This window comes from Amycolatopsis sp. NPDC005232, from assembly GCF_040607795.1.
Lineage (GTDB): Bacteria > Actinomycetota > Actinomycetes > Mycobacteriales > Pseudonocardiaceae > Amycolatopsis.
Genome location: NZ_JBEXHL010000012.1, coordinates 162,657 through 187,802 on the forward strand (window position 1 = coordinate 162,657; position 25,146 = coordinate 187,802).

Genomic DNA, 25,146 nt, shown 5'->3' on the forward strand with positions numbered 1-25,146 from the left:
GTTGCACGAGTTTCGGGCTTGGGCGAGTGGAACCCGTGAGAAATCCACACTCCGGTTCACTTCACGATCTTGTGAATGTGTTCGGCGATTGCGCAGGGTTGTGCGGAGAGTGTTCCCAGGTTCACTCTCCGGGGGGCTGCCTGTGGCGCTTCGCTCTGGCTAGCCTCGCGGCCAGTTGTTCAGAACCGGGCGGAGGGGCCATGAGCGGGTCTGTGGAAGTTCGACAGTTCCTCCTTCGGTACGAAGGTGCCGATGGCGGAAGCACGTCGCTGACCGGCGGCGGCGTGCCGACACAACGCGGGGCCACCGACGGCCAACGCGTCTCCGACGATCAAGTGCGGCGAGCCCGCCTTGCCGTCGCCAACGGCGCACTGGGGGTCGAGGACTGCTCCCAGCTGTTGGAGATGCTCGGCCTCGATCTCGACGAGGGTGGACAGGCGCCGGTTCAGCGCTGAGGTCTGTCGTCGGTCGGGATCGGGGTTGCTCGGAGTGGCTCGACGGCTCGGCGTGGGCTGTCGTGTGACTTGTTGACGGTTCTCGAGGTGTCGGCTCTTCTGCGCCCGAGGATCGGGGGTTGATCGCTTCGCTTGCTTCGCGGCTGCCGCGGGCTTGATCGACGCCCGGTGGGGCCGACGTGCGACTTGGCCGCCTCGCTGGTGCTGTTGTTGCAGGTCATGGGCTTGTCGGAGGGTTAGTCACCCCCCGGTGTAAAGCGGTGGGGGCGTGCCCTATGCTTGTAATCGCTCCCGGGGGAACCTGAGAGCGCAGCTGGTCGGTTCGCCGAAACCGGCTGGGCTCCCATCGTTCAGTGGCCTAGGACTCCGCCCTTTCAAGGCGGCAACGCGGGTTCGAATCCCGTTGGGAGTACGCAGTACAAGCTAGACGCAGTACCAGTAAGGCCCTGTGGCGCAGTTGGTTAGCGCGTCGCCCTGTCACGGCGAAGGTCGCGGGTTCGAGTCCCGTCAGGGTCGCAAGATCGTTCGGCTACTAGCCGGCGTTCCCGGCCAGGTAGCTCAGTTGGTACGAGCGTCCGCCTGAAAAGCGGAAGGTCGCCGGTTCGACCCCGGCCCTGGCCACAGCCCAGAACCGCCTCGACTTCGGTCGGGGCGGTTTTCTCGTTTCCGGGGTTGATCGTGGCCTTGGCGGCAGACTGCGACCTATCTGGGTCTTCAGAGCTCGATCACTCGGGTGAGCGCCAGGAATCGCCGTCTCTTCGGTACAGGCTTTCGCTCGCGTCGGTCGCCTGCCGCACCCAGTCGTCGAGCAAAGCTCCCGGGATTCTGATGGCGGCGTACCCGTGCGGGTCGATGAAGTGCGTGAACAGCGCCCACTCACGTTCGAGATCGTGGTCGTCTGCGTTCACCTGGCAACCTTGGGTTTGCTCGTGCGCGATGAGCGAGCCCCGCGGTACTTCGCCCCGCAGGGATGCGGGGCGAAGTACGCGCCTCTGTGTCAGCTGGGCCCGGGCGCTGAAGTGATCACAACCGGTCGGCGAGGGTTTTCGCCAGCGTGGTGTAGCCGGCGCGGAACCCGTCGTTGCGGGGAGCGGCCAAGGAGAGGTGGGCGATACGGGTCACGCCGTGGCTCGGCTCGACGACCGCGATGTCGGTGCCGTTGCCCTTGCTGAGGCAGTAGATCGCGGCTTCACCGATCGGCTGCGCCTTGTCGGCGCATTCCTGTTCGGCGGCTTGCAGCAGTGTCTTCTCCGCGACCATTGTCGGCGTCTCGGCGACTTCGAGGGTTCCCAGAGGGGAACCGGGGTCGTCGGCGCGGTGGTACTTGCAGGTGTAGACGGTCAGCCCGCCCTGAACTGACGGGATTTGTTCGCTGCTGTCGTAAGTGTTCGGGTCGCTGAACGCCTTCGCGATCTCCGCCGGATCCAGAAACGGACACGCCGCAGTCACCTTGGCCGGCGACGCCGCGGGCACGAACGGCGCCGGGGGAGGGCTGGTGCTCTTGCTGGGCGCCGGACTGCTGGAGGACGGCGCTGCCACCACTCCGCTCCCACCGTTCGAACAGCCCGCCGCAGCCGCCGCTACGAAGGCGGCGGCGATGAATCTTCGAGACAAACGCATGCACCGAATCCTGCCGGACTTTCCCGGAAATCCCGCTCTCGGAGATCCACTTGTGATCACTCGCAGTGACCGGTGCACGGGCTTTATCCGCTGTGCGTGAAGACTTCGCAGGATGACAGAAGACGTTTGGGACGTGCACGCCGACGCGTTCGACGAGCAGCCCGATCACGGGTTGCGCGACCCCGTTGTACGGGCGGCGTGGCGGGAGCTGCTGCTGTCGTTGCTGCCGAAGGCGCCGGCGTCCGTGGTCGATCTCGGTTGTGGCACGGGAAGTCTCGCCGTTCTGTTGGCCGAGGCGGGCTTCGAGGTGTGCGGGGTGGATCTGTCCCGCCGGATGCTCGCGCTCGCTGAGCGCAAGGCCGCGGCGGCAGAGGTCCAGGTCGACTTCCGCCACGGCGACGCGGCTGACCCGCCGTGCGAACCACACGCGTACGACGTGGTCCTCGTTCGGCATGTGCTGTGGGCCATGCCCGATCCCGCGGCCGCGGTGGAGCGCTGGACGCGGCTGCTGCGGCCCGGCGGGCGGCTGGTGCTCATCGAGGGGCATTGGTCCACCGGGGCCGGGCTGACGGCGACGCAGTGCCGGGCACTGGTGCTGGCCCACCGGCGAGAGGCGCACGTCACGAAACTCGACGACCCGGCGTTGTGGGGTGCCGGCATCGAGGATGAGCGGTACGTGGTGATCAGCCGGGCCTGAAGGCGGGTCGTGGCTACGATCGTGTCGGGGAGCTGCCGGGATGGCGGCCGCTCGTGGGGGGTGGGGGGATGGCGCGGTGGTCGAGGCTGCTCGTCGTGGGCCTGGTGCTCTTGTGCGCCGCTTGCGGAGGCGGGCGGCACCGGTTCGAGGAGACGATCGATCCGTGCGTGGTGCTCGAAGGTGACGTCGTCGCGCCCGTGACGGTTGGTCTGCACCACGAGGGCTCGTGGCCCGATGAGAGCATGGCAGTGACCGACGTCGATTACGAATCCACCGCGTGTGACGTCATCTACGCCCGCCAGGACGGCTACGAGGTCGAGCGCTCGAACACCCGCACCCTCCACCTCGACATCCAGCGGTTCAACGGCGAAGACGCCTTCTCCGACGCCGGCCACCGGTTCGGCGCGCCCTGGGCCGACAAGGTCGCCGGGCCGTGGGATCACGCGACCATCCAAGACGGCCAAGCCAAGGCCGTGTTCGACAACCTGGCCATCCACCTCAGCATCTCCGACGTCTCGAACGTCTCGCTCGGCCCGAACACGGTCGGGGTGACCGCGGGCCTGCTCGGGGCCGTGGTGAATCGGCTGAAGGCCCACTTCGGCTGAACCCGCGAAAAAACTTCGGGCAGCCGTGTCCGGACTGCCGCGCCGGCTCCGACCACTCGGCGAACAGGGCAAACGCCGAGACCCAAGGAGCCACCATGAAGTACCTCCTCACCATCAACATGACCCCCGCCCTCTGGGACGCCCTCCCCGACAGCGCCAAGCAGGACGTGTACGACGGCCACGGCGCCTTCATGAAGAACAACGCCGCCGAGTTCGTCGAGACCAAGGCGCTGGCCGCACCCGCCGAGAGCGTGATCGTCAAGGTGCGCGACGGCAAGGCAATCCACGAGACCGGCCTCATCCACGGCAGCGAGACGTTCTTCTGCGGCTACTACGTCGTCGACGTCCCCACGAAGGAGCGGGCGATCGAGCTCGCCGCGCAGGTTCCGGAGGCGAAGCACACCGCGGTGGAGGTGCGGCCGGTCGTGCACGAGGCTTGACCTGCGCCGCGGTGGAGGTAGCACCCCGGTCGGCATGACCGGGGAGTGGAATACCGACAAAAGCTCTACTGAGCGAACAACTCCGCGGCAGGCAGCGGCCGGCCCAGGTGATACCCCTGGGCCTGGTCGCAGCCGAGCTCGCGCAGCAGCGCCAGCTCCTCGGCCGTCTCCACGCCCTCCGCCACCACGGTCAAGCCGACCGCGTGCGCCATCGCGATGATGCTCGCGACGATCGCCGCGGCGTCGCGAGAGTCGGCGATGCCGGTGATGAACGAGCGGTCGATCTTCAGCGTGTCGAGCGTCAGGCGGCGCAGCTGTGCCAACGAGGAATAGCCCGTGCCGAAGTCGTCGATCGCGAGCAGCACGCCGAGGGAACGCAGTGCTGCCAGCACTTCCGCGGCGGCGACCTCGTCGCGCATCAGCGCGCTCTCCGTCACCTCCAGGCACAGCGCGGACGGCGGCAGACCCGTCGTCGCCAGGGCGTCGCGCACGGCCGGCACCAGCTGCGGGTCTTCCAGCTGGCGCACGGAAAGGTTCACCTTCAGCGACAGGTCCAGACCGCGGGACGAACGCAGGGCAGCCACTTCGCGCGTGGTGTCGCGCAGCACGAACTTGCCGATCTCGTTGATCAGCTCACTTTCCTCGGCCAGCGGGATGAACTCCGCGGGCGAGATCGCGCCGTGGCCGGGATGGGTCCAGCGCAGCAACGCTTCCACGCCCACCATCTCGCCGGTGTGCAGGTCGACCACCGGCTGGTACGCAGGCCACAGTTGTCCACTGTGGACGGCGTCGCGCAGGTCCTGCTCCATGCGCAGCCGCCGTTGCATGCGTTCGCGCAGCGCGACGTCGAAGAACTCGTACCGGCCGCGGCCGAGGGCTTTCGCCTGGTACATCGCGACATCCGCGTCGCGCAGCAGGCCTTCGGCGCTGCGCTGGTCGCCCGCCGCGACGAGGACGATGCCGATGCTCGCGTTCACGTGGAGCTCGCGACCGTGCACGGAAATGGGCTCCGCCAGCACCGAACGGAGGTGCGCCGCGAGCGAGCGCACCTCGGCGTCGGCCGTGGCCCCGGCTGTGACGACCACGAACTCGTCACCCCCGAAGCGCCCCACCACGTCGACTGCGGCGGTGGCGCGGCGCAGGCGCTCGCCGACGATTCGCAGCACCTGGTCGCCGACGGAGTGGCCGAGGGAATCGTTGATGATCTTGAATTTGTCGAGGTCGAGGAACAGCACCGTGGTCGGGCTGACGCGGTCGCGGCGATCGAGCCGGTCGAGCACGAGCGTGCGGTTGGCCAAGCGCGTCAACGGGTCGTGGGTCGCGTCGTGCGCCAGGCGGGCGCTGATCGCGCGCCGCTCGGTGATGTCGGTGAACGACGTGACCACCGAGACGCCGGCGGGGTCGTCCGGGTTGAGCAGCCGCGACGTCAGCGCCACCCACACGTCACGGCCGTCGGCGCGGCGCAAGCGCAGGACTAGGCCATTCTGCGTGATCCCGGTGCGGCGCGTGGAGATCGATGGCAGCTCGTCCTCGGGCAGCCGGTGTCCGGACTCGTCGAAGAGCACGAGAGACGAGCACGGCACGCCGATCAGCTCGTCGGCCGGCACGCCGAGGATGCGGCTCGCCGCGGGGTTCACCGACTCGATCAGGCATTTCGGGCCCACGACCAGCACGCCTTCGTCGAGCGCGGCGACCACCGTGCGGTAGTGCTGCTCCGCTCGGCGGCGGGCGGTCTCGTCTGCGCACACGAGCACGTGGCCGTCATTCATCTCAGCTGCGGAAATGCGGATCGAGAGCGGAGCCCCTTCGCGATGGTGGTGCGTCTGCTGCACCACGCCTCCCGCGAGCTGGATCGCCGCGGGATCGGGATCGGCGCCGAGCACCTCGCGCGCCGGGCGGCCGACGGCCTCCCCGGCGGTCCACCCGTACACGGTCTCGGCCGCGGGGTTCCAGCTCGTGACGATGCCGTCCCCGGTCACCGCCACGATCGCGTCGCTCACCTGCGACACCAGAGCGGCCTGTGCGGCGGCGGCCCGGCGCGTGGCGACGTCGCGGATCACGACCTGGATCGCCGACGCGGCCTCGTCGCCGGTGCGCAGCGACACCGTCTCGACGGCGAACGTGCTGCCGTCCACCCGTTTCACGACCGTTTCGACCGGTTCGCCCCCGGGCTTCTCGTCGCGATCGCGTTCGGTCACCACGAAGTCGGTGACCGGCCGGCCCACGACCTCAGTAGTCGACTGCGCGCCGAAGAGATCGAGCGCCGCGGGGTTGGCGTAGGTGATCACGCCGCTTTCGTGCACGCAGGTGGCGTCGGCGCTCAGTTCCACGAGCCGCCGGTAGCGTTCGGCCAGCTCCGCGAGCTGCGCCTTGGCTAGGGCGTCGGCCTCCATAGTGCGTCCGGTCCCCCTGTATCGGCGTGTGGCCCGTCGATTACACCACCAAGGGATCTGTCGTGTATATGCGCCGGGGAACCTTCGTATATCACGTGCCGTCGGGGCCTGGCTCCGCGAATTCCCTAGGTGTCGCGCCCGGCAGGCGCCGATTCGCGCCGGGCGCGAAGCCGCGGGCCCCAGTAGAAGAGGCCGAAGTGCGCCGCGCACGCGTGGCCGAGCACGGTGACCACGGAATCGAGGCTGCCGGGCGAATCGAACACCCAGACCGCCGCGATGAACAGCTCCATGACCACCAACGCGACGATCCGCGGCCGGCCGCGCAGGAGGAAAACGAGCGCGCCCGCGGTGGTGAAGAAGCCGTAGCTCACGCCGATGTCGAGCCAGCGGCTCGCGGTCGTCGGCAGCACGCCGCCGCTGATCAGCAGCATCACGGGCACTTCCGTGGCGAGCGTGGCCAGCACGTGGCCGCTGAAGAACACGATCGCCGTGCGGCCCGGCCCGAATCGGCGTTCGAGCGGGGCGAGCGCGATGGTGAAGATGATCGCGTAGGCGAGCCAGCCGCCGTCTTCGAGCCACAGCGCGCTGCTGAGGAGGGAGACGAGGGGGCGGCGCCAAAGGTTGTGGGCGTCGGTGCTGGAGAGCTGCAGCAGCTTCGCCGTGACGACCGGGTCTGCGAAGCGCAGCACGAGCGTGGTGCCGAGCAGGACGATGAGGTAACCGAACGTGAACGGTGTGGACCGCGGGGTCGGCAGCGCCCGCGCAAAGCTGCGGACCACGGCTCGCCAGGTCAGCGTCACCCGGGCAGGCGCGGCCTCGCCCACGAGCCGGTGGGTCCACCAGTCTCGGAGGGTGACCGGCTGTCGGGCTCGCAGCAGCATTACTCCAGGCTCTCCGGGCATCCTGGGAGTTTCGCTAAGGGCAGCTGTGAAAGCGCTGTGATTCTCACCCGCTAGAGTGACGCACACTGCGTAGAACTTTCTGTCATTGTTCACCCGTTCGGTGGCCCGGTGCGGTATGAATGGCCCACTCCTGGTGAAAGGCCCGCTGGTGGACGAAGAGGTTTCGGTCGCCGAACTACTCGTGCGCGAAGGTTGGGGCGAACGTCTGCCACCGCCTTCGCGCTCGCGCTGGCGCATGGTCGCGGTGATGGCGGCCGTCGTCGTCGGGTGTGGCGCCGCGGCGATCCTGGTGTCGTTCGGCACCACGACGAACGACGAGGCCACGCGCCTCACCGAGATGAAGGTCATCGAGATGCCCGACCGCACCGACGGTGCGGGTGGCGTCTCGGAGTCGAGCCCGCCACCGGCCTCGATCGCGGCGTCCGGAGACGGTCAGGACTCGGACTCCGGTTCGTCGAGCGACGACGAGACCACCGAGGCCAGCGCCCCGAAGATCACGTCCATCATCGACCCGCTCAACCCGCGCGGCGGCGGCGAGCCCGGCACGACGTCGAGCAGTGACCCCGGCACCGCGACCAGCGGCTCCGACTCGCCGACCTCGCCCACCGACTCGCAGCCCGGCTCGGGTGGTGGCTCGTCGGACAACCAGCCGCCGCCTCCGCCTCCGTCGACCACGACGACGCCCAAGCGGCCGTGTGTACTGGGCATCCTCTGCATCTGAGTCCGTCTGCTCCGACGCGTCGATTTCGCAACTCCGCTGTGCGTCCCCGTGGCGCGGGAAGTGTTGTGGTGCGCGGAATCCGGCCGGGCGACCGCTCGTGGGTCAGCTGTCGTCGTCCGGCATCAGTGGGCGCATGAAGCTGCGGCGGTACCGCACGACGCAGCCCGATTCGTCGCGGATGCGGTCGGCCGCGACGAAGTCCGGGTCGACGCCGAAGAGCGCGCGGTACTGCTCGTACGCGGCGAGGCTTTCGAAGCTGAACAACGCCCTGGCCTCGTCACTCGCGCCCTCCGCGGGCAGGAAGTAGCCGTGGTGCACGCCGCCCTCGCGGGTGACCAGGCGCATCCACGCCTGCGCGAAGCGTTCGAATTCGGTGATCTTCGCGGGATCGATGACGTAGTCGATCACGCAGGTGATCACCGGCCCCACACACGTTCCGCGGTCGAGACGATGAGCTCGAGCTTGCGCAGCTGGTCGTCCGTGGTGAGCTCGTTGCCCTCCTCCGTGGAGGAAAAGCCGCACTGCGGCGAGAGGCAGAGCTGGTCGATGTCGACGAACCGCGCGGCTTCCTCGATGCGGCGCACCAGATTGTCCGCGTCTTCCAGTTCGGGTCGTTTCGTGGTCACCAACCCGAGCACCACGCGCTTGCCCGGCGGCACGAAGCGCAGCGGCTCGAACCCGCCGGAGCGTTCGTCGTCGAACTCCAGGAAGAAGCCGTCGACGCCGAGCTCGCCGAAGAGGGCCTCGGCCACGAACTCGTAGCTGCCCGAAGCCGCCCACGACGAGCGGAAGTTTCCGCGGCACAGGTGGGTCGTCACGCTCATGCCCTCGGTCCGGCCGCGCAGCGCCGCGTTGATCTGCTGGATGTTGCGCAGGTGCAAGGTGTCCGGGTCGCCGCCCATGCGCGCGACGAGCTCGCGCTGCGCCGGGTCGTTCAGGTACGCGAGGCTGGTGTCGTCGAGCTGCAGGTACGTGCAGCCGAGCTCGCCCATCGCCGTGAGCTGCGCCGCGTACGCCGTCGCCAGGTCGGCGAAGAACTCCTCCAGATCCGGGTAGACGGTCTCGCTCACCGCCGCCCGGCCGCCGCGGTAGTAGATCATGCTCGGCGACGGGATCGTGAGCTTCGGCGTGATGCCGGAGTCCACGTGGGACTTCAGGAACTCGAAGTGCTCGGCGAAGATCGGCTGGTCCAGCCGCACACGGCCGTCGACCTGCAGGCCGGGCGGGCTGAACTCGAGGTCGCCAGCGAGGTTGTGGAACTTCACGTGCAGGCGCTCGTCGCTCTGCGAGATGCCGCCGAGCGAGTAGATGAAGTCCATGTGCCACGACGCGCGGCGGAACTCGCCGTCGGTGGCCGAGGACAAGCCGGCGACCTTCTGCATCTTGATCACGTCGCGGATCGCGTCGTCTTCGACGGCCTTCAGCTGTTCGGAGGTGATCTCACCCGAGGTGTGCCGGCGGCGGGCGTCGAGCAGAACCGGCGGCCGCAGCAGGCTCCCGACGTGATCGGCGCGGAAGGGGGGACGCGGAGTCATCCTCGCATCGTCACACACAAACCGGCGGTATGCGTCGTGAGAAGATGCGCGATCGGATCCGCGTGAAAGGGCTGCCCCCATGACCAAACACCCGGTCGACCAAGGACTGCCCGCCGGGCGGCTGCTCCTGCTGGGCCTGCAGCACATGGCGATCATGTACACGGGGTCGGTCGCCGTGCCGCTGATCGTCGGCAGCGCCCTGAAGCTCGACGCGGCGACGATCGCGTTGCTGGTCAACGCAGACCTCTTCGTGGCCGGTATCGCCACGCTGGTCCAGTCCATCGGCATCGGCAAGCTCATCGGCGTGCGGCTGCCGGTGGTCGCGGGCGCGACGTTCACCGTGGTCAACCCGATGATCCTGATCGCCTCGCAGTACGGCCTCACCGCGGTGTACGGCTCGATGATCGCCTCGGGTGTGTTCGGACTCCTGCTGGCGCGGCCGTTCGCGAAGATGATCCGGTTCTTCCCTCCGCTGGTCTCGGGCACGTTGCTGCTGGTCATCGGCGTCTCGCTGCTCGGCCCGGGCGCGGCGATGATCGCCGGCCACGACACGGAGGCACCCGACTACGCCACCCCGTCGCACATCGCCATCGCCCTCGGCGTGGTGGCGCTGATCGTGCTGCTCACGCGGGTGTTGCGCGGGTTCGTCGCGCAGATCGCGCCGCTGGTGGCGCTCGCCGTCGGCCTGATCGTGGCGATTCCCCTTGGCCTGACGCAGTTCGGCGGTGTGGGGCAGGCGAGCTGGTTCGGGCTCGCGTCCCCGCTGCACTTCGGCGCGCCGACGTTCCCGATCGCCGCCGTGCTGTCGATGTGCGTGGTCATGCTGGTGACGTTCACCGAGTCCACCGCCGACATAATCGCCGTCGGCGAGATCACGGGCCGCCCGGCCACCGGCGCGGACGTCGCCCGCGGCCTCGCCACCGACGGCCTGTCGGCGATCCTCGGCGGCTTCATGAACTCCTTCCCCGACACCGCGTTCGCCCAGAACGTCGGCCTCGTCCAGATGACGCGCGTGCGCAGCCGCTGGGTCGTCGCCGTGACGGGCGGCCTGCTCGTGGTGATGGGCCTGATCCCGAAGGTCGGCGCCGCCATCGCCGCGATCCCCGAGCCGGTCGTCGGCGGCGTAGCGGTGATCATGTTCGCGATGGTCGCCGCGGTGGGCGTGCAGAACCTCAAGAAGGTCGAGTTCTCCGGCAACCACAACACGTTCATCGTCGCGGTAGCCCTCGGCGTCGGCCTCCTGCCCGCCTTCGCCACCGACCGCTTCGGCACGTCCATCTTCTTCCAGCACTTCCCCGCGTGGCTCCAGACCATCTGCGGCAGCCCGATCACACTGGCGTCGATCCTGGCGTTCCTGCTGAACCTGCTGTTCAACCACCTGGGGGCGAGGAAGGATCCGGATCTGCTGTCGGCGCCGTAGGGGTGCTTGACTGATACCCATGCGGCACAACGCGCAGCGGCCACCGTCGGTCGTGGAGCGGGTGTTGGACGTGCTGGGCGCGTTCACGTCCGAGCGACCGGTGTTGACGCTGTCCGAGCTGAGCCGGCGGGCCGGGCTGCCGTTGTCGACGACGCACCGGCTGGCGGGCGAGCTCGTGCGGCGCGGGGCGTTGCAGCGTGACGAGCAGGGGCACTTCCGCGTCGGGCTGTGGCTGTGGGAGGTGGCGTCGCTCGCGCCGCACGGGGCGCAGCTGCGGGAGAGCGCGATGCCGTTCCTCGAGGATCTCTACGAGGCCACGCACCAGAACGTGCAGCTCGCCGTGCTCGACGGGGCCGAGGTCGTGTACCTCGAACGCCTTTCCGGGCGCCGCGCGGTGAACGTGATCTCGCGCGTGGGCGGGCGGCTGCCGTTGCACGCGACGGGGGTGGGGTTGGTGCTGCTGGCGCACGCGCCGGCCGAGGTGCAGGAGCAGGTGCTCGGGCTGCCGCTCAAGCGCTACACCGGCAAGACCATCCACTCGCCCGAGCAGCTTCGCCGCGTGCTCGCCGACGTCCGGCGCAACGGCTACGCGGTGAGTGACGGCCAGATCGAGCTGCCCGCCCTCTCCGTCGCGGCGGCGGTGCACGGCGCGTCGGACACGGTGGTCGCGTCGATTTCCGTGGTCGTGCCGGCCGAGGGGACGGACCCGCTGACGCTGGTGCCGGCCGTGCGGGCGGCGGCGCGCGGTATTTCACGGACGCTCGGCGCCACGCTGCGGCTTTCCGAAGACGCGCATCGCGAGACGCACTGAGCCTGAAACCACGCTTTCTTCCACTCAGTGGAAGCCATGCTGTGCTGAAGGGTGCCGACGCAGCACCCTGAGGGCCATCCCGACGATGTGAGGAGGCCCGGTGATCACGCTCGACGACGACCCGTTCTCCGACGAAGTCCTCGCCGACCCCGTGCCGCTGCACCGCCGGCTGCGCGACGCCGGTCCCATCGTGCGCCTCGGCCGCTACGACGTGTGGGCTATGGCCCGCGCCGAAGAGGTCACGCAGGCGTTGAACGATCCCGAGACGTTCTGCTCGTCGGCCGGCGTCGGGCTCAGCGACTTCCGCAAGGAGACGCCGTGGCGCCCGCCGAGCCTGCTGCTCGAGGCCGACGCGCCGGAGCACGACCGGGCCCGCCACACCGTGACGAGCGTGCTCACGCCGAAGGTCGTGAAGACCTACCGGGACACCTTCGCGCGTGAAGCGGAGAAGCTCGTGGCCGCGCTTGTGGCGCGCGGCGAGTTCGACGCCGTCTCCGACTTCGCGGAGGCCTTCCCGCTCAAGGTGTTCCCCGACGCCGTCGGCCTGCCCGCCGAAGGCCGTGAGCACCTCCTGCCGTACGGCGCGATGGTGTTCAACGGCTTCGGCCCCCGCAACCACCTCTTCACCGAGACGATGGAGCGCGGCGCGGTGGCCCGCGAGTGGATCGCCGAGCACTGCCGGGCCGAGAACCTCGCGCCGGGCGGGCTCGGCGCGCGGATCCACGAAGCCGCTTCAGCGTTCACCGAGGAAGAGCGCGCGCTGCTTGTGCGCTCCTTCCTGAGCGCCGGCGTCGACACGACCGTCCACGCGCTGGGCAACGCCGTGCTGTGCTTCGCGTCGTATCCCGGCCAGTGGGCCGCCCTGCGCGAGAAGCCAGAACGCTCGCGCGCGGCGTTCGAAGAGGTCGTGCGGTTCACGTCGCCGGTGCAGACGTTCTTCCGCACCACCACGCGCGACGTCGAGATCGGCGGCGTGCGGATCCCGGCGGGGGAGAAGGTGCTGCTCTTCCTGGCCGCCGCCAACCGCGACCCGCGGCGCTGGCCCGACGCGGACACGTTCGACATCACGCGGCGCGCGGCCGGGCACGTCGGGTTCGGCTCGGGTGTCCACGCGTGCGTCGGCCAGATGTTCGCACGGCTCGAAGGCGAGGTGCTGCTCGCGGAGCTGGCCCGGCGCGTGACGACGATCGAGCTCGCCGGCGAGCCGCGGCCCCAGCTGTCCAACACGCTGCGCGGCCTCGCCTCGCTGCCGGTGCGGGTCCGGTGACCGGGATGCCGAAGGTCACCTACGTACAGTCCGACGGGACCTCCCGCACCGTCGAGGCCACGGTCGGTCGCTCGCTGATGCAGGTGGCGATCGACTACGGCGTCGACGGGATCGTGGCCGAGTGCGGCGGTAACGCCATGTGTGCGACCTGTCACGTCTACGTCGACCCGGCGCGTCTCGACGATCTTGGGCCCTTGTGCTCAGATGAAGAGGAGATGTTGGACTGCACGGCCAGCCCGAGGGTGGCCACCAGCAGGCTGTCCTGCCAGCTTCCGGTGACCGAAGACCTCGACGGTCTGGTCCTGCGCTTGCCGGAGGAGCAGTTATGACCACAGGATCCTCGCCCGAGACCGTCCTCGTCGCCGGCGGCGGCCAGAGCGGCTTCCAGGCCGCGGCTTCGTTGCGGGACAAGGGCTTCACCGGACGGGTGGTCCTGGTCGGCGACGAGCCGGGTGTGCCGTACCAGCGGCCGCCGCTGTCGAAGGCCTACCTCAAGGGCACGGCGGGCGACGAGCAGCTGCGGCTGCGGCCGGAGGACTTCTTCGCGGAGAAGGGCATCGAGCTCGTGCCGGGGAGGGTGGCTTCGGTGGATCGGGCTGCTTCGCGGGTGGTTCTCGAGTCGGGCGAGGAGCTTTCCTACGACCACCTCGTGCTCGCCACCGGCGCGCGGAACCGGGTCCTGCCGGTGCCCGGCGCGGATCTCGACGGCGTGCTGATGCTGCGGACGCGGGACGACGCGGATCGGCTGCGGGCTTCGCTGGAAGCGGCCTCGAACGTTCTGGTCATCGGCGGCGGCTTCATCGGCCTCGAGTTCGCTTCGCACGCCGGGCGGCCCGTGACGGTCGTCGAGGCGCAGGACCGGCTGCTGGCGCGCGTGGCGTCGCCGGAAGTGTCGTCGTTTTTCAAGGAGCTGCACGAAAAGGCCGGGCACACGGTGCTGCTCGGAACAGGCGTTACGGCTCTGCACGGCGACGGGCACGTCTCGTCGGTCGAGCTGGCCGACGGCTCGCGGCTGCCGGCCGACCTGGTGGTGGTCGCCGTGGGTGTGGTGCCCGAGACGACGCTCGCTTCGCAGGCCGGGCTGACGGTGACCAACGGTGTGGTCGTCGACGAGCACCTGCGTACCGAGGACCCGAAGATCTTCGCGATCGGCGACTGCGCCAACTTCCCGTGCGTCCACGCGGGCGCGGCGACGCGGCTGGAATCAGTGCAGAACGCTGTTGACCAGGCCCGATGCGTCGCCGCCGCGATCACCGGCGACGCCGCGCCGTACGACAGTCTGCCGTGGTTCTGGACCGACCAGACGGGCGCGAAGCTGCAGATCGTCGGCATCCTCGCGAACGCGGACAAGACCGTGGTGACCGGCGACCGGGCCGAGGGACGGTTTTCCGTGCTGTCCTTCCGCGACGGCGTGCTGATCGCCGTCGAGTCCGTGAACCGCCCGCCCGACCACATCGCCGCGCGCCGGCTGTTCACGGCGGAGCTGCGCCCGTCGTACGCCGACCTCGAAGCCAGCTCGTTCGATTTGAAAGCCCATGTGAAGTCGCGTTCCGCGGCTTGACGTTATTCGTTCGGAGGTACCCCCGTTGCGCACCCAGGTCGCTGTGATCGGCGCCGGCCCGGCCGGTCTGCTGCTTTCGTACCTGCTCCACTCCGAAGGCGTGGACGCCGTCGTGCTGGAGGCGCGTGACCGCGAGTACGTGCGGCAACGCGTGCGCGCGGGGGTCTGCGAACAACCGACGGTCGAGCTGTTGACGGAGATCGGCCTCGGCGACCGGCTGGCCCGGGAAGGCCTGCCGCACGAGGGTTTTTCGCTGCGGTTCGACGGCCAGGACCACCGCATCGCGCTGACGGAGCTCACCGGGCGGTCGATCACGGTGTACGGGCAGCAGGAGATCGTCAAGGACCTCGTGGACGCGCATGAGCGTCAGGGTTTGCCGTTGGAGTTCGAGGTTTCGGACGTCGCTGTGTCTGATGTGGACACTTCTCGGCCGGTGGTCCGGTATGTGGATTCCGCTGGTGTTTCGCAGGTTCTCGAATGCGACGCCATTGTCGGCTGCGACGGTTTCCACGGTGTGTCTCGTCCGTCCATTCCGGACGGTGTGTTGCAGTTCTTCGAGCGGGAATACCCGTTCGCGTGGCTGGGTGTCCTGGCGCAGACGCCGCCTTCGCACGAGGAGCTGATTTATACCCATCACCCGCGTGGCTTCGCCTTGCACAGCATGCGTTCTCCGGAAATCACACGCCTCTACCTGCAGGTCGACCCTGGTGAGGACCTCGCGGCCTGGTCCGACGACCGCATCTGGTCCGAGCTGTCCGTGCGCCTGGCGGTCGACGGCGAATTCACCCTGCGCGAAGGTCCGATCCTCGACAAGGGCATCACGCCCATGCGCAGCTTCGTCGCCGAACCCATGCGCCACGGCCGGCTCTTCCTCGCCGGCGACGCCGCCCACATCGTGCCGCCGACCGGCGCGAAGGGCATGAACCTGGCCGTCGCGGACGTCCGCGTGCTCTCGCGTGCTCTGGTCACCCTGCTCAAAGGCGACCCTTCCCTGGCCGACGCCTACTCCGACACCTGCCTCCGCCGCGTCTGGCGCGCCGAACACTTCTCCTGGTTCATGACGACCATGCTCCACGTCGACCCGGGCGCCGATGCTTTCGCCCGCCGGTTGCAGCTCTCGCAACTTCGCTACACGGCTTCGTCGCGTGCCGCGGCGACGAGCGTGGCGGAGAACTACGTGGGGTTGCCGTTCGGCGCCTGATGCCTCACCGATTGCGAACCACCCGCCAAGCGCGCTTGACTCTGACACCGTGTGAGACCCGAACGTAGGTGGTGTCATGTTCAGCATCGGAGAGTTCGCCAAGGTCGGCCGCGTGTCCGTGCGGATGTTGCGGCACTACGACGCGCTCGGGCTGCTGAGGCCGGCGCGGGTGGATCCGCACAGTGGGTACCGCTACTACGCGGCGGACCAGCTCGCGCGGCTCAACCGCATCCTGGCGTTGAGTGATCTCGGCATCGGGCTCAAGCAGGTGGCCGAGGTGCTCGACGAGCGGCCCAGTGCGGAGCAGCTGCGCGGGATGCTCAGGTTGCGCCGCGGGGAGCTGGCGGAGCGGGTCGCGGCGGAGACGGCGCGGCTGGCGCGCGTCGAGGCGAGGCTCCGGTTGATCGAAGTGGAGGACGCCATGTCCGAAGTGGACGTTGTGGTCAAGCCGGTCGAGGGCGCTCGTGTTGTTGCCGTTGGGGGGATTGCCGAGTCGTTCGAGTACGACGACATCGGGCCCGTGGTCAGCGGGCTGTGCGGGAGTCTCGCCGAACGGATGGAGCGCGCGGGCCTGAAGTTCGCCGGGCCGGCCATCGCTTGGTACGAGCCGGCCGACGATCGGGTGCACGTACAGGCGTGCGCGCCCTACGTCGGGTCGTCGGAGGGCGCCGGGCTGGACGAGGTGGAGCTGCCGAGCCTCGCCCACGCCGCGACGCTCGTGCACCGCGGCACGATGGCCACCATCGCCGAGTCGTACCAGGCTCTCGCGCGCTGGATCGACGACAACGGCTACCGCGCCGAACCGGGCCACGCGCGCGAGGTCTACCTGCACACCGACGGCGACGAGACGGGCTGGGTCACCGAACTTCAGATCCCGGTGACGCAGTTCGCCGCGACCTGACCTGGTCAACTGTGGGTTGACGACACCAGATCGTCAACCTACAGTTGACGGTATGACCTCTCCAGTGAAGCTCGACGACCTCATCAGCGCCATCAAGGCGAACAATGACAAAGACGCCCTCGCGCAGCTGTCCGACGCGGTGTACATGGGGGAGCACCTCGGTGAGCTGGCCGACCACCTCATCGGGCACTTCGTGGACCAGGCGCGCCGCTCCGGCGCGTCGTGGACGGAGATCGGGGTGAGCATGGGGGTTTCCAAACAGGCCGCGCAGAAGCGGTTCGTGCCGAAGGACGACGCGGCGGGCAACATCCAGCGGGTGTACGGGCGCTACACCCTTCTTGCGCGAAATGTGGTCGTGGCGGCGCAGAGAGCCGCCAACGAGGCGCGCAGCCCGGGAATCGACACCGTGCACCTCGTGCTCGGGCTGATCACGGAGCCCTCCGCGCTGGCTGCGGGGATCATCGTTTTTCAGGGCGTGACCCTGGAAGCCGTGAAGGAAGCCGCGGAGGCGAAACTGCCCGAACCGGTCGATCCGGTGCCGGACCCGATGCCGTTCAGTGCCGGCGCGAAGAAGACACTGGAGCTGACCCTGCGCGAAGGCTTGCGGATGGGCCACAACTACATCGGCACGGAGCACATCCTGCTGGCGCTCCTGGAACAGGGCGAAGGCGCCGGCTACGAGGTACTCACCGGGCTGGGCATCACGAAGGAACCGGCCGAAGCGAAGATCCAGGAGGCCCTCGCGGAGATCGTTTCCGCGCGGGAGCAGTGAGGTTCCTGCTTCTGGCGGTCATCGTCGCCGGTTTCCTGGTGACGATGACCGCCTGACCCCTAGGCTGGCGCGATGGCCGACCCGTTCATGGAGGAGTTCCGCCGAGCGTTCGAAGACGCCCAAGGCGACGGCCCTCCCGCCATCCAGAGCTTCGAAATCGTGGACACCCCGCCGCCGGACAACGACGAAGCCCTCGCCGCCGAAGCGAGCCGCCTGCTGGAGCCGATCGTGCAACAGCTGGCGCTTCTCGGCCCGCAAGGCTGGGAATGGTTCTCCGCCGAGTTCTCCTTCACCGTCTCAGCCGAGATCGCGCTCCTGCGCTTCTTCGCCGGCAACCAGCAGCGCGACGCCTACGTCCCCGAACCCATCACCGCCATGCTGCGCAACCAGCGCCACGTCGCCGCGCAGATGTCCGCCGGCCCGTGGTGGCGCCTGATCCTGAGCGTGCTCAACAGCGGACAGCTCAGCGTCACCTACGACTACGGCGACGAACCCTTCCCGCCGCACCAGCTCCTGCCGCCGCAGCACTACCGCGACGACCTCAAGACCTACCGCCGGCCGCAGGTCCCGCCCTGGCTCACCCAGTACACGCAATGAAAAAGGGACCCCTACCCAGAAACGGCGGGGGTCCCTTCACCAAAGATCAAGCACCGACCTCGTCACGAGAATCCGTGGCCCACAGGGTGTGGAACGAACCCTCGCGGTCCACCCGCCGGTACGTGTGCGCACCGAAGAAGTCACGCTGGCCCTGCACCAGCGCCGCCGGGAGCCGGTCGGCGCGCAGGCCGTCGTAGTACGCCAGCGCGGTGGAGAAGCCCGGCGTCGGGATGCCGAGCCGCACCGCCGTGGAGATGACCGAACGCCAGGAGTCCTGCGCGTCCTCGACGGCCTTGCGGAACGCGCCCGCGGTCAGCAGCGTCGGGAGAGCCGGGTCCTCGGCGTAGGCCGCGGTGATGTCGTTCAGGAACTTCGCGCGGATGATGCAGCCCCCGCGCCAGATCGACGCGACGGCGCCCAGGTCGATGTCCCAGCCGTACTCCGTGGCGCCGGCCTGGATCTGGTTGAAGCCCTGCGCGTACGCGACGACCTTCGACGCGTACAGCGCCTGCTCGACGTCGTCGGCGAAGGTCTCCAGCGCGGCGCCCTTCAGCGGCGTACGCGCCGGCCCCGCCAGCCCGCGGGCGGCCGCGCGAAGCGGCTTCGAGCCCGAAAGTGAACGTGCGAACACGGCCTCGGCGATGCCGCTGATCGGCACGCCCAGGTCGAGCCCGATCTGCACGGTCCAGCGGCCCGTGCCCTTCTGCTCCGCCGCGTCCTCGACGATGTCGACGAACGGCTTGCCCGAACCGTCGACGTGCTTGAGCACCTCGGCGGTGATCTCGATGAGGTACGACTCGAGCCTGCCGGTGTTCCACGTCGAGAACACGTCGGCGGTCTCCGCGGGCGAGTAGCCGGCGGCGCCGCGCAGCAGGTCGAACGACTCCGCGATCAGCTGCATGTCGGCGTACTCGATGCCGTTGTGGACCATCTTCACGAAGTGGCCCGCGCCGTCCGCGCCGATGTGCGTGCAGCACGGCTCGCCGTCGACCTTGGCCGAGATGTCCTCGAACAGCGGGCCGAGCGACTCGTACGACTCCTTCGACCCACCCGGCATGATGCTCGGGCCGTTGAGCGCGCCCTCCTCGCCGCCGGACACGCCCGTGCCGACGAAGTGCAGCCCGCGCTCGCGCAGCGCGGCCTCGCGCCGGCGGGTGTCCGCGAAGTGCGCGTTGCCGGCGTCGACGATCACGTCGCCCGGCTCCAGCAGCGGTGCGAACTCCTCGATCACGGCGTCGGTGGGTCCACCGGCCTGCACCATGATCACGATCTGCCGCGGCCGCTCCAGCGCGTCGACGAACTCCTGCGCGGAGTACGCCGGGATGAAGTCGCCCTCGTCGCCGAACTGCTCGACGAGCGTGCGCGTCCGCGCCTCGGAGCGGTTGTGCAGGGCGACCGTGTGCCCGTGCCGGGCCAGGTTCCGCGCCAGGTTGCGGCCCATGACCGCCAAGCCGGTGACCCCGATGCTCGCCTTCTTGCTCATCCGAACCCTTTCCGAAGTCTCTTCTCCGGTGCGAGCCTAGCGTCGTTCGGGCCGCGGCGAACCTGCGAGAACATTCACCGGGAGTTCGGGAATGGCCCGTCCTCGGCCGTTGTCGCCGGGGGCACGGTCTGTGCCCACTCGGCCCAGTCGGCCATCGCCTGGTAGATCCGGATCGCCGCCTCCACGGCCACGCGCATCGCCTTCGTCTGCGGGCTCGTGCCGAAGTCACCGCGGTCCTTGGCCGCCGCGTAGGCGCGCATGGTTTCGGCGGTCTCGCTGAAGAACTCGTGCTCGCGACGCAGGTGCTCGGTCAGGTCGTCCTGCTCCATCAGCCAGAAGAAGAACGACCGCAGCACCGACTCCGTGCGCAACGTGTGGTCGACCTCGCCTGCGGCCAACCACGCACGCACGGCAGTGAGCCCGGTCTCGGTTATCCGGTACGCCTTGCGCCCGCGCGGGCCGTGGCTGTCGACCTCGATCAAGCCGGCCTCGGCCAGCCGGGACAGCTCGGTGTAGATCTTCGGATGCTGCGCCGGCCACACCGGGCCGAGCGCCTCTTCGAACCGCCGGGCCAGGTCGTAGCCGCTGGCCGGCCCCTCGGCGAGCAGCCCGAGCAGCCCATACCGCAACGACAAGGCGACACCTCCGGCCCGGAGCCTACCTTGACATGTCCCTGGGGACATGTGGAAGATCCGTCGTGTCCTGGGGTACATGTCCTCGAGTACATGTGGAGACGGTGATGCTGGAACAGAAGGCATTGGTGACCGGCGCGACCGCCGGGCTCGGCCGCGCGGTGGCGCTGGCGCTCGCGGAGCAGGGCGTGCACGTCGTCGTGCACGGGCGCGACGCCAAGCGCGCCAACGCGGTCGTGGAGCGGATCGCCGAGGCCGGCGGCAAGGCCGAGGCGTGCCTCGCCGACCTGGGTTCGCTCGCGCAGGTGCGCGACCTCGCCGAGCAGGTGGGCGAAGTCGAGTTGCTCGTCAACAACGCCGGGGTCGGCGCGGGCCGGCCGCCGTACCGCAAGCGGGAGCTCAGCGCCGACGGCCACGAGCTGCGGCTGGCGGTGAACTACCTCGCGCCGGCGCTGCTCACCCGGCGGCTGCTGCCCGGGCTGGGCTCCGGCGCCCGGATCGTCAACGTCGGCTCGGTCGGCCAGGCGCCGGTGGACTTCGCGGACCTGCGTCTGGACCGTGGCTACCGCGGCTCGGAGGCGTACTTCCGCAGCAAGTTCGCGCTCGCCGCGTTCACCTTCGACCTCGCCGCCGAGCTCGACGGCAGCGATGTCACCGTCAACTGCGTGCACCCGGCGTCGCTGATGAACACGCACATGGTCCGCGAGTCGCTGATCCCGCCGATGTCGACCGTCGGCACCGGCACGAAGGCCGTGCTCAACGTCGCGACAGGCGCGGCCGGCGAGCGCAGTGGCCGGTACTTCGACGGACTGAACCCGGCCCGCGCGCACGAAGGGACTTACGACCTCGCAACGCGCGCACGGCTGCGCGAGGCCACAGCGGAGCTGCTCGCGTCTTTCCTGTGAACGTCAGGAGAAACAGCGGATGGGCGCGCCGTTGTAGGCGACCATGTCGGTGATCGCGGCGACCAGGTCGATCGGCGCGCCCCACTCCGCACCGTCCAGCTCGGCGTACGCGCGGTGCAGGTTGCCGGCCAGCCGTTCCTGTTCGGACAAGTCCGAAAAGGTCCCGAGGTCGGTCTCCTTCGCCAGCTGCAACGGGGAAAGCCCCGCCGCCTTGCCGCGTTCGGCCGTCTCCTGGACGAACTTCAGGTACGCGTCGACGACGTCCACCGTCTCAAGTCCGCACGGGCCGCCGTGGCCGGGCAGGATCAGCGCCGGCTCCAGCTCGCGGATCACGTCGAGCGCCGCGCGCCAGCCGGCGACCGAGCCCATCAACGCGAACGGGCTGCCGCCGTGGAAAACCAGGTCGCCCGCGAACAGCACGCGCTGCTCGGGCAGCCAGGCGAGCACGTCGTTGGTGGTGTGGGCGGCGTGGCCGGGGTGCACGAGCTCGATCACGGTGTCGCCCGCGTGGACGGTCAGCCGGTCGTCGAACACGACGTCGGGCGCCCGCAACTCCAGGTGGCCCCAGTCGTTGCCGACGAGCGCGCCTTCGTAGGTCTCGATGCCGGCGGCGAGCATCGCGTCGCGCGTCTTGCGCTGGCCGATGATCGTCGCGCCGCCGACGAGGTAGTTGCCGTTGGTGTGGTCGGAGTGGTGGTGGGTGTTCACGAGCGTGGTGACAGGTCCCGTCGTGGCCTCCGCGGCGGCCAGCAGAGCGCGCGTGCGCCGCTCGGTGGCACAGGTGTCGATGAGCACGGTGTGGTCACCGGCCGCGACGAACCCGCAGTTGTTGATGAACCAGGAACCGTCGGGCTGCACGTAGCCGAAGACACCGTCTGCGAGGCGCTTGACCTTCGCGGCGCCGGGGGAGCGATCGATCACGTCCGCCACTATGCCTCAGAACCGAGCGTCGCAGCACCGGGCGCCGATGTAGTCCGGATGGAGCAGTGCCAGTGTCCGAAAGGCGCTGGATAGCCTGGTCCAGGCGAGTGATACCCGGGGTGACTGGCTTTTCGGATCATTTCCTGGAACGCTGCGCGGTGTCATCATCGAACCCCGTTGGGTAAAGGTACTAACCTGGGTGGTTCGAACGTTCGCGCGTCGGCAGTGGTCGAGAGACTGCTACGGCGGTTAGTGGTCCGGGAGAGCAAGGCTGATGGCGAGCACCGTCACCTCGCGCCGGAAGCAGCTCGGAAACGAGCTCCGGCATGCTCGAAACGCCGCGCGGATGACACAGCAGCAGGTCGCCGAAGTTCTCGGCTGCACCCAGGGCAAGGTCAACAAGATCGAGTCCGGAGCAGTGGGGGTCAAGCTCGGAGATGTGCGATCGATGCTGAACGCGTTCGGGATCAACGGCGAAGAAGCCGACACCCTGATGAATCTGGCCCGCGCCGCCGCCGGGCAGCGCGGTCACTGGTCGGGCTACCGCTCGGTGGTGCCCCACTGGTTCCGCACCTTCACCGACCTCGAGCCGGCCGCCGCGGAGATCCTCACCTGGCACGGTGAGCGCATCCCGGGCCCGCTGCAGTCCGAGCACTACATGCTCAAGCAGTTCACGGAGGCGGGTGCGACCGACGTCACGTCGCTGGTGCGCAACCGGCTCGACCGCAAGGCCGTGTTCGACCAGCAGCAGCCGCCGTACTACCGGTTCATCGTGAGCGAGGGCGCGCTGCGCCGCGCTCCGGGCGGGATCGCGCCGGCGGTGATGCTGGACCAGGTCGAGCACATGCTGGCGCTCGACCGCTACCCCCGCGTGTACGTGCACGTGCTGCCCTTCGGCGCGAAGCTCGCCGCGGTGCCCAACGACTTCACGATCATGCGCTTCCCCGACCGCACGCGGGACTTCGTCTACATCGAACACTCCGCGGGCGGCCTCTACCTCGACGACGTCAAGGACTTCAACATCTTCGTCGACTCGTGGGACCGGCTGCGCGGTGCGGCGCTGGAGCGCGCTGAGACGCGGCAGTTCCTCAAGGAGCTCGCAGAGGGCTACCGGGCGCAGATGTCGCAGTGATTTCCAGCAGTGGCACGGTTTCTGCCGCGCCGGGCTGGCCGTTGATCTCCTCCTGTACGCGCTGAGCCGCCTCGCGCCACCGAGGTTCGGTGAGCAGCCGCACCGCCGTTTCGTGGATTTCCTCCGGCGTCGCGGTTTCCGGGTCCAGCGCGACGCCGGTGCCGAGCCGGGTCGTCTGGCGGGCGTTGCCGGGCTGGTCGGCGCCCATGGCGAACACGAGCGACGGCAGCCCGTGGGCCAGCGCGCCCAGCAGGCTGCCGGACCCGCCGTGGGACATCACGAGGTCGATCGACGGCAGCAGCTCGGCTTGAGGCACGAAGCGTTCGACTCGCATGTGCGCGGGTTGCGGCCCGAAGACGGCCGGGTCGAGCTGGGTGCCGACGGTGGTGGTCACGTTCGCGTTCAGCCGGGCGAGCCCCGCCAGCGCGCGCTCGAAGAGGTCGCCGGACGCGGTGTTGAAGTCCGTGCCGAGCGTGAAGTACACGCCGGGCGGCTCGTGCGGTGGCCGTGGCGGGATCGGGTCGCCCTGGCGGAAGGAGAACGCGCCGGGCGGAAACGGCGAGGCCGGGTCGCGGACCGACGGTGGGAACGGCGACAGCACGAGCTGCCCCTCCAGCATCGTCAGCTCCGGGTCCGCCGGCAGGCCGTGCGCGGCGCGGATCTCGTGCAGTGGTTCGGCCACGAGGTCCTTGCGCAGCAAGGTTCCCGCGGCGAGCACGAGGACGTTCACGCACGGCACGCCCAGCCGTTCGGCGGCGATCGCGGCACCGAAATCGACCTCGTCGCGGATCACTACGTCGGGCCGCCAGCCGCGGATGATGTCCAGCAACGCGGCGGCGCGTTCACGGCCGGCGCGGCGGGCGAAGAGCTCATGGATCTCCCAGTCGTCGCGCGCCGGGTCGACGGGCGGCAGCGGCTCGCGCACCGGCGCCACCTCAGCCCTGGGCGCGCTCGTGGCCAGCGCCGTGAACCCCCCGCGTTCGATCGCCGGCATGTGGCTGCCCGCCCCGGCCACGGCGACGGTGTGCCCGCGCGCCGCGGCGGCCCGCGCGACGGGTGCCATCGGATCGAAGTGGCCCCGGCCGCCGACGAAGGTGAAGAGGAAGCGCATTCCCGGCAAAGTAGTGGTTGACGACGGGGCTGGTCTCGTCGTTTTCCTGGGTGCTCGTCACCACAAGCCCCGATCGGGTGTCACTCGATCAGGGGTCGGCTGCGGGACGGGCCGGGAGATCGGCAGACTGGTCCGCACCAGCACACCGCGGGTCGGAAAGGGACAGCTGATGACACAGGTACCGGATTCCGAAGCCCCTGAGGGCATCGACCTCGATCGGCCCAACGCGGCCCGCATCTACGACTGGTTCCTCGGCGGCACGGCCAACTGGGCCATCGACCGCGAGTTCGGCGAACGCGCGGTCCAGACCTTCCCCATGATCAAGACCATCGCGAAGTCCGGGCGCGAGCTGCTCGGCCGCACCGTGCGTTACATGGCGCGCAACGGCATCGACCAGTACCTCGACCTCGGCTCCGGTGTTCCGACGGCGGGCAACGTGCACCAGATCGCCACGTCGGTGAACCCTGACGCGCGGTGCGTGTACGTGGACAACGAGCCCGTGGCCGTCGCCCACTCCCAGATCCTGCTGGAGCGCGAGGGCGTCGCCGACCGGCACGCGGTGCTGCAGGGCGACCTTCGCTACCCGGGTGACATCTGGCCGCGTGCGCTCGACACCGGCGTGCTGGACCCGAAGCGCCCGATCGGGTTGATCATGTCCGGCGTCCTGTACTTCATCGGCCGCGAGGAGGGGGCGCACGAGATGGTGCGCAAGTACCTCTCGCTTGTGCCTTCGGGCTCGTTCTTCATGGCCTCGCACATCACGCTCGACGGCGTGCCGGAGTCCGACGGCGACAGCCGCGAGTCGATCCACGAGCAGTACAAGCAGTCGAGCACCCCGATCCACTTCCGCTCGCGCGCGGAGTTCGCGGAGTTCTTCGACGGTCTGGAGCTCGTGGACCCCGGGGTGGTCTGGGTTTCGGAGTGGCGGCCGGAGGAAGGCGAGTCGCGCAACAGCGACCGCATGGCCGCCGACCCGTCGTTCAGCGGCGGCATCTGCGCCGTGGGACGGAAGCCGTAACGACGAATGCGCGCCCCGGGAGGGTGATGGCCCGGGGCGCGCTGGT

General features: G+C 69.2%; 27 protein-coding genes and 3 tRNA genes. 20 read left to right on the plus strand and 10 right to left on the minus strand.

The window, feature by feature from the left end; all coding sequences use genetic code 11:
* The first annotated feature begins 200 nt into the window (after positions 1-200).
* From ABZU76_RS23655 to ABZU76_RS23670, 4 genes are all read left to right on the plus strand, one after another.
* The gene (locus ABZU76_RS23655; protein WP_354873124.1) at positions 201-455 is read left to right on the plus strand and encodes a hypothetical protein; all 255 of its coding nucleotides are present in this window, start codon (positions 201-203) and stop codon (positions 453-455) included.
* Between the two features lie 339 nt (positions 456-794).
* Positions 795-867 (plus strand) — tRNA-Glu (locus tag ABZU76_RS23660).
* Between the two features lie 30 nt (positions 868-897).
* Positions 898-971: transfer RNA gene (locus ABZU76_RS23665), tRNA-Asp, on the plus strand.
* A gap of 31 nt (positions 972-1,002) precedes the next feature.
* Positions 1,003-1,076: transfer RNA gene (locus ABZU76_RS23670), tRNA-Phe, on the plus strand.
* 104 nt (positions 1,077-1,180) lie between these two features.
* Here the strand turns inward: ABZU76_RS23670 and ABZU76_RS23675 are convergent.
* Together ABZU76_RS23675 and ABZU76_RS23680 are read right to left on the minus strand one after the other, a co-directional pair.
* Positions 1,181-1,363 (minus strand): hypothetical protein, encoded by a 183-nt coding sequence (locus ABZU76_RS23675; protein ID WP_354873126.1) that lies wholly within the window; start codon positions 1,361-1,363, stop codon positions 1,181-1,183.
* A 115-nt stretch (positions 1,364-1,478) separates the two neighbouring features.
* Complete coding sequence (locus ABZU76_RS23680) at positions 1,479-1,994, minus strand: hypothetical protein (RefSeq protein WP_354873128.1); 516 nt, start codon at positions 1,992-1,994, stop codon at positions 1,479-1,481.
* A gap of 193 nt (positions 1,995-2,187) precedes the next feature.
* Between ABZU76_RS23680 and ABZU76_RS23685 the strand changes: the two genes are divergently transcribed.
* From ABZU76_RS23685 to ABZU76_RS23695, 3 genes are all read left to right on the plus strand, one after another.
* Complete coding sequence (locus ABZU76_RS23685) at positions 2,188-2,772, plus strand: class I SAM-dependent methyltransferase (RefSeq protein WP_354873130.1); 585 nt, start codon at positions 2,188-2,190, stop codon at positions 2,770-2,772.
* A gap of 68 nt (positions 2,773-2,840) precedes the next feature.
* Positions 2,841-3,377, plus strand: coding sequence for a hypothetical protein (locus tag ABZU76_RS23690; RefSeq protein ID WP_354873132.1), 537 nt, complete (start codon positions 2,841-2,843; stop codon positions 3,375-3,377).
* Positions 3,378-3,472: 95 nt separating this feature from the next.
* Entirely contained in the window at positions 3,473-3,817 is a 345-nt protein-coding gene (locus ABZU76_RS23695) for a YciI family protein (RefSeq protein ID WP_354873133.1), read from the plus strand.
* A gap of 65 nt (positions 3,818-3,882) precedes the next feature.
* On the opposite strand, the gene ABZU76_RS23700 is transcribed toward ABZU76_RS23695, so the two are convergent.
* Both ABZU76_RS23700 and ABZU76_RS23705 read right to left on the minus strand, forming a co-directional pair.
* Positions 3,883-6,210 carry an EAL domain-containing protein gene (locus ABZU76_RS23700; RefSeq protein ID WP_354873135.1) on the minus strand — a complete coding sequence of 776 codons (2,328 nt, stop codon included), beginning with the start codon at positions 6,208-6,210 and terminating at the stop codon, positions 3,883-3,885.
* 125 nt (positions 6,211-6,335) lie between these two features.
* Positions 6,336-7,091 carry a rhomboid-like protein gene (locus tag ABZU76_RS23705; RefSeq protein WP_354873136.1) on the minus strand — a complete coding sequence of 252 codons (756 nt, stop codon included), beginning with the start codon at positions 7,089-7,091 and terminating at the stop codon, positions 6,336-6,338.
* Positions 7,092-7,227: 136 nt separating this feature from the next.
* Between ABZU76_RS23705 and ABZU76_RS23710 the strand changes: the two genes are divergently transcribed.
* Positions 7,228-7,833: a hypothetical protein gene (locus ABZU76_RS23710; RefSeq protein ID WP_354873138.1), complete on the plus strand. Its 606-nt coding sequence runs from the start codon at positions 7,228-7,230 to the stop codon at positions 7,831-7,833.
* 102 nt (positions 7,834-7,935) lie between these two features.
* Here ABZU76_RS23710 and ABZU76_RS23715 read toward each other — a convergent pair whose 3' ends face one another.
* Both ABZU76_RS23715 and ABZU76_RS23720 read right to left on the minus strand, forming a co-directional pair.
* A complete protein-coding gene (locus ABZU76_RS23715) occupies positions 7,936-8,253 on the minus strand; it encodes an NIPSNAP family protein (RefSeq protein ID WP_354873140.1) in 318 nt (105 codons plus the stop codon).
* The gene (locus tag ABZU76_RS23720; protein WP_354873142.1) at positions 8,250-9,368 is read right to left on the minus strand and encodes a 5-methyltetrahydropteroyltriglutamate--homocysteine S-methyltransferase; all 1,119 of its coding nucleotides are present in this window, start codon (positions 9,366-9,368) and stop codon (positions 8,250-8,252) included. Before ABZU76_RS23720 ends, ABZU76_RS23715 begins: the two co-directional genes overlap by 4 nt.
* A 79-nt stretch (positions 9,369-9,447) precedes the next feature.
* On the opposite strand from ABZU76_RS23720, the gene ABZU76_RS23725 reads away from it, so the two are divergent.
* From ABZU76_RS23725 to ABZU76_RS23765, 9 genes are all read left to right on the plus strand, one after another.
* Complete coding sequence (locus ABZU76_RS23725) at positions 9,448-10,788, plus strand: nucleobase:cation symporter-2 family protein (protein ID WP_354873144.1); 1,341 nt, start codon at positions 9,448-9,450, stop codon at positions 10,786-10,788.
* A gap of 19 nt (positions 10,789-10,807) precedes the next feature.
* Positions 10,808-11,599 carry an IclR family transcriptional regulator gene (locus tag ABZU76_RS23730; protein ID WP_354873146.1) on the plus strand — a complete coding sequence of 264 codons (792 nt, stop codon included), beginning with the start codon at positions 10,808-10,810 and terminating at the stop codon, positions 11,597-11,599.
* Between the two features lie 100 nt (positions 11,600-11,699).
* Positions 11,700-12,866 carry a cytochrome P450 gene (locus ABZU76_RS23735; RefSeq protein WP_354873148.1) on the plus strand — a complete coding sequence of 389 codons (1,167 nt, stop codon included), beginning with the start codon at positions 11,700-11,702 and terminating at the stop codon, positions 12,864-12,866.
* Positions 12,867-12,871: 5 nt separating this feature from the next.
* Complete coding sequence (locus ABZU76_RS23740) at positions 12,872-13,195, plus strand: 2Fe-2S iron-sulfur cluster-binding protein (protein WP_354873150.1); 324 nt, start codon at positions 12,872-12,874, stop codon at positions 13,193-13,195.
* Positions 13,192-14,427: an FAD-dependent oxidoreductase gene (locus ABZU76_RS23745; protein WP_354873152.1), complete on the plus strand. Its 1,236-nt coding sequence runs from the start codon at positions 13,192-13,194 to the stop codon at positions 14,425-14,427. Before ABZU76_RS23740 ends, ABZU76_RS23745 begins: the two co-directional genes overlap by 4 nt.
* Positions 14,428-14,452: 25 nt before the next feature.
* Positions 14,453-15,628 (plus strand): 4-hydroxybenzoate 3-monooxygenase, encoded by a 1,176-nt coding sequence (locus ABZU76_RS23750; RefSeq protein WP_354873154.1) that lies wholly within the window; start codon positions 14,453-14,455, stop codon positions 15,626-15,628.
* Between the two features lie 76 nt (positions 15,629-15,704).
* Entirely contained in the window at positions 15,705-16,529 is an 825-nt protein-coding gene (locus ABZU76_RS23755) for a MerR family transcriptional regulator (protein ID WP_354873156.1), read from the plus strand.
* A 52-nt stretch (positions 16,530-16,581) separates the two neighbouring features.
* Positions 16,582-17,301 carry a Clp protease N-terminal domain-containing protein gene (locus tag ABZU76_RS23760; RefSeq protein ID WP_354873158.1) on the plus strand — a complete coding sequence of 240 codons (720 nt, stop codon included), beginning with the start codon at positions 16,582-16,584 and terminating at the stop codon, positions 17,299-17,301.
* Between the two features lie 72 nt (positions 17,302-17,373).
* Complete coding sequence (locus tag ABZU76_RS23765; protein ID WP_220245868.1) at positions 17,374-17,898, plus strand: hypothetical protein; 525 nt, start codon at positions 17,374-17,376, stop codon at positions 17,896-17,898.
* 46 nt (positions 17,899-17,944) lie between these two features.
* Here ABZU76_RS23765 and gndA read toward each other — a convergent pair whose 3' ends face one another.
* On the minus strand, positions 17,945-19,381 hold the full coding sequence (gene gndA, locus ABZU76_RS23770) for an NADP-dependent phosphogluconate dehydrogenase (RefSeq protein WP_354873160.1): 1,437 nt from the start codon (positions 19,379-19,381) through the stop codon (positions 17,945-17,947).
* A 74-nt stretch (positions 19,382-19,455) separates the two neighbouring features.
* On the minus strand, positions 19,456-20,016 hold the full coding sequence (locus ABZU76_RS23775) for a PadR family transcriptional regulator (RefSeq protein ID WP_354873162.1): 561 nt from the start codon (positions 20,014-20,016) through the stop codon (positions 19,456-19,458).
* Positions 20,017-20,120: 104 nt separating this feature from the next.
* Here ABZU76_RS23775 and ABZU76_RS23780 point away from each other — a divergent pair, with 104 nt between their 5' ends.
* Positions 20,121-20,918 carry an SDR family NAD(P)-dependent oxidoreductase gene (locus ABZU76_RS23780; protein WP_354873164.1) on the plus strand — a complete coding sequence of 266 codons (798 nt, stop codon included), beginning with the start codon at positions 20,121-20,123 and terminating at the stop codon, positions 20,916-20,918.
* A gap of 3 nt (positions 20,919-20,921) precedes the next feature.
* Here the strand turns inward: ABZU76_RS23780 and ABZU76_RS23785 are convergent, their stop codons facing one another.
* A complete protein-coding gene (locus ABZU76_RS23785; RefSeq protein ID WP_354873166.1) occupies positions 20,922-21,839 on the minus strand; it encodes an MBL fold metallo-hydrolase in 918 nt (305 codons plus the stop codon).
* A gap of 274 nt (positions 21,840-22,113) precedes the next feature.
* On the opposite strand from ABZU76_RS23785, the gene ABZU76_RS23790 reads away from it, so the two are divergent.
* Positions 22,114-22,971: a helix-turn-helix transcriptional regulator gene (locus ABZU76_RS23790; RefSeq protein ID WP_220245873.1), complete on the plus strand. Its 858-nt coding sequence runs from the start codon at positions 22,114-22,116 to the stop codon at positions 22,969-22,971.
* Here ABZU76_RS23790 and ABZU76_RS23795 read toward each other — a convergent pair.
* The gene (locus ABZU76_RS23795; protein ID WP_354873168.1) at positions 22,928-24,082 is read right to left on the minus strand and encodes a glycosyltransferase; all 1,155 of its coding nucleotides are present in this window, start codon (positions 24,080-24,082) and stop codon (positions 22,928-22,930) included. The two genes, ABZU76_RS23790 and ABZU76_RS23795, sit on opposite strands and share 44 nt — an antisense overlap.
* Before the next feature lie 169 nt (positions 24,083-24,251).
* On the opposite strand from ABZU76_RS23795, the gene ABZU76_RS23800 reads away from it, so the two are divergent.
* Positions 24,252-25,100: an SAM-dependent methyltransferase gene (locus ABZU76_RS23800; protein WP_354873171.1), complete on the plus strand. Its 849-nt coding sequence runs from the start codon at positions 24,252-24,254 to the stop codon at positions 25,098-25,100.
* Positions 25,101-25,146: the final 46 nt, after the last annotated feature.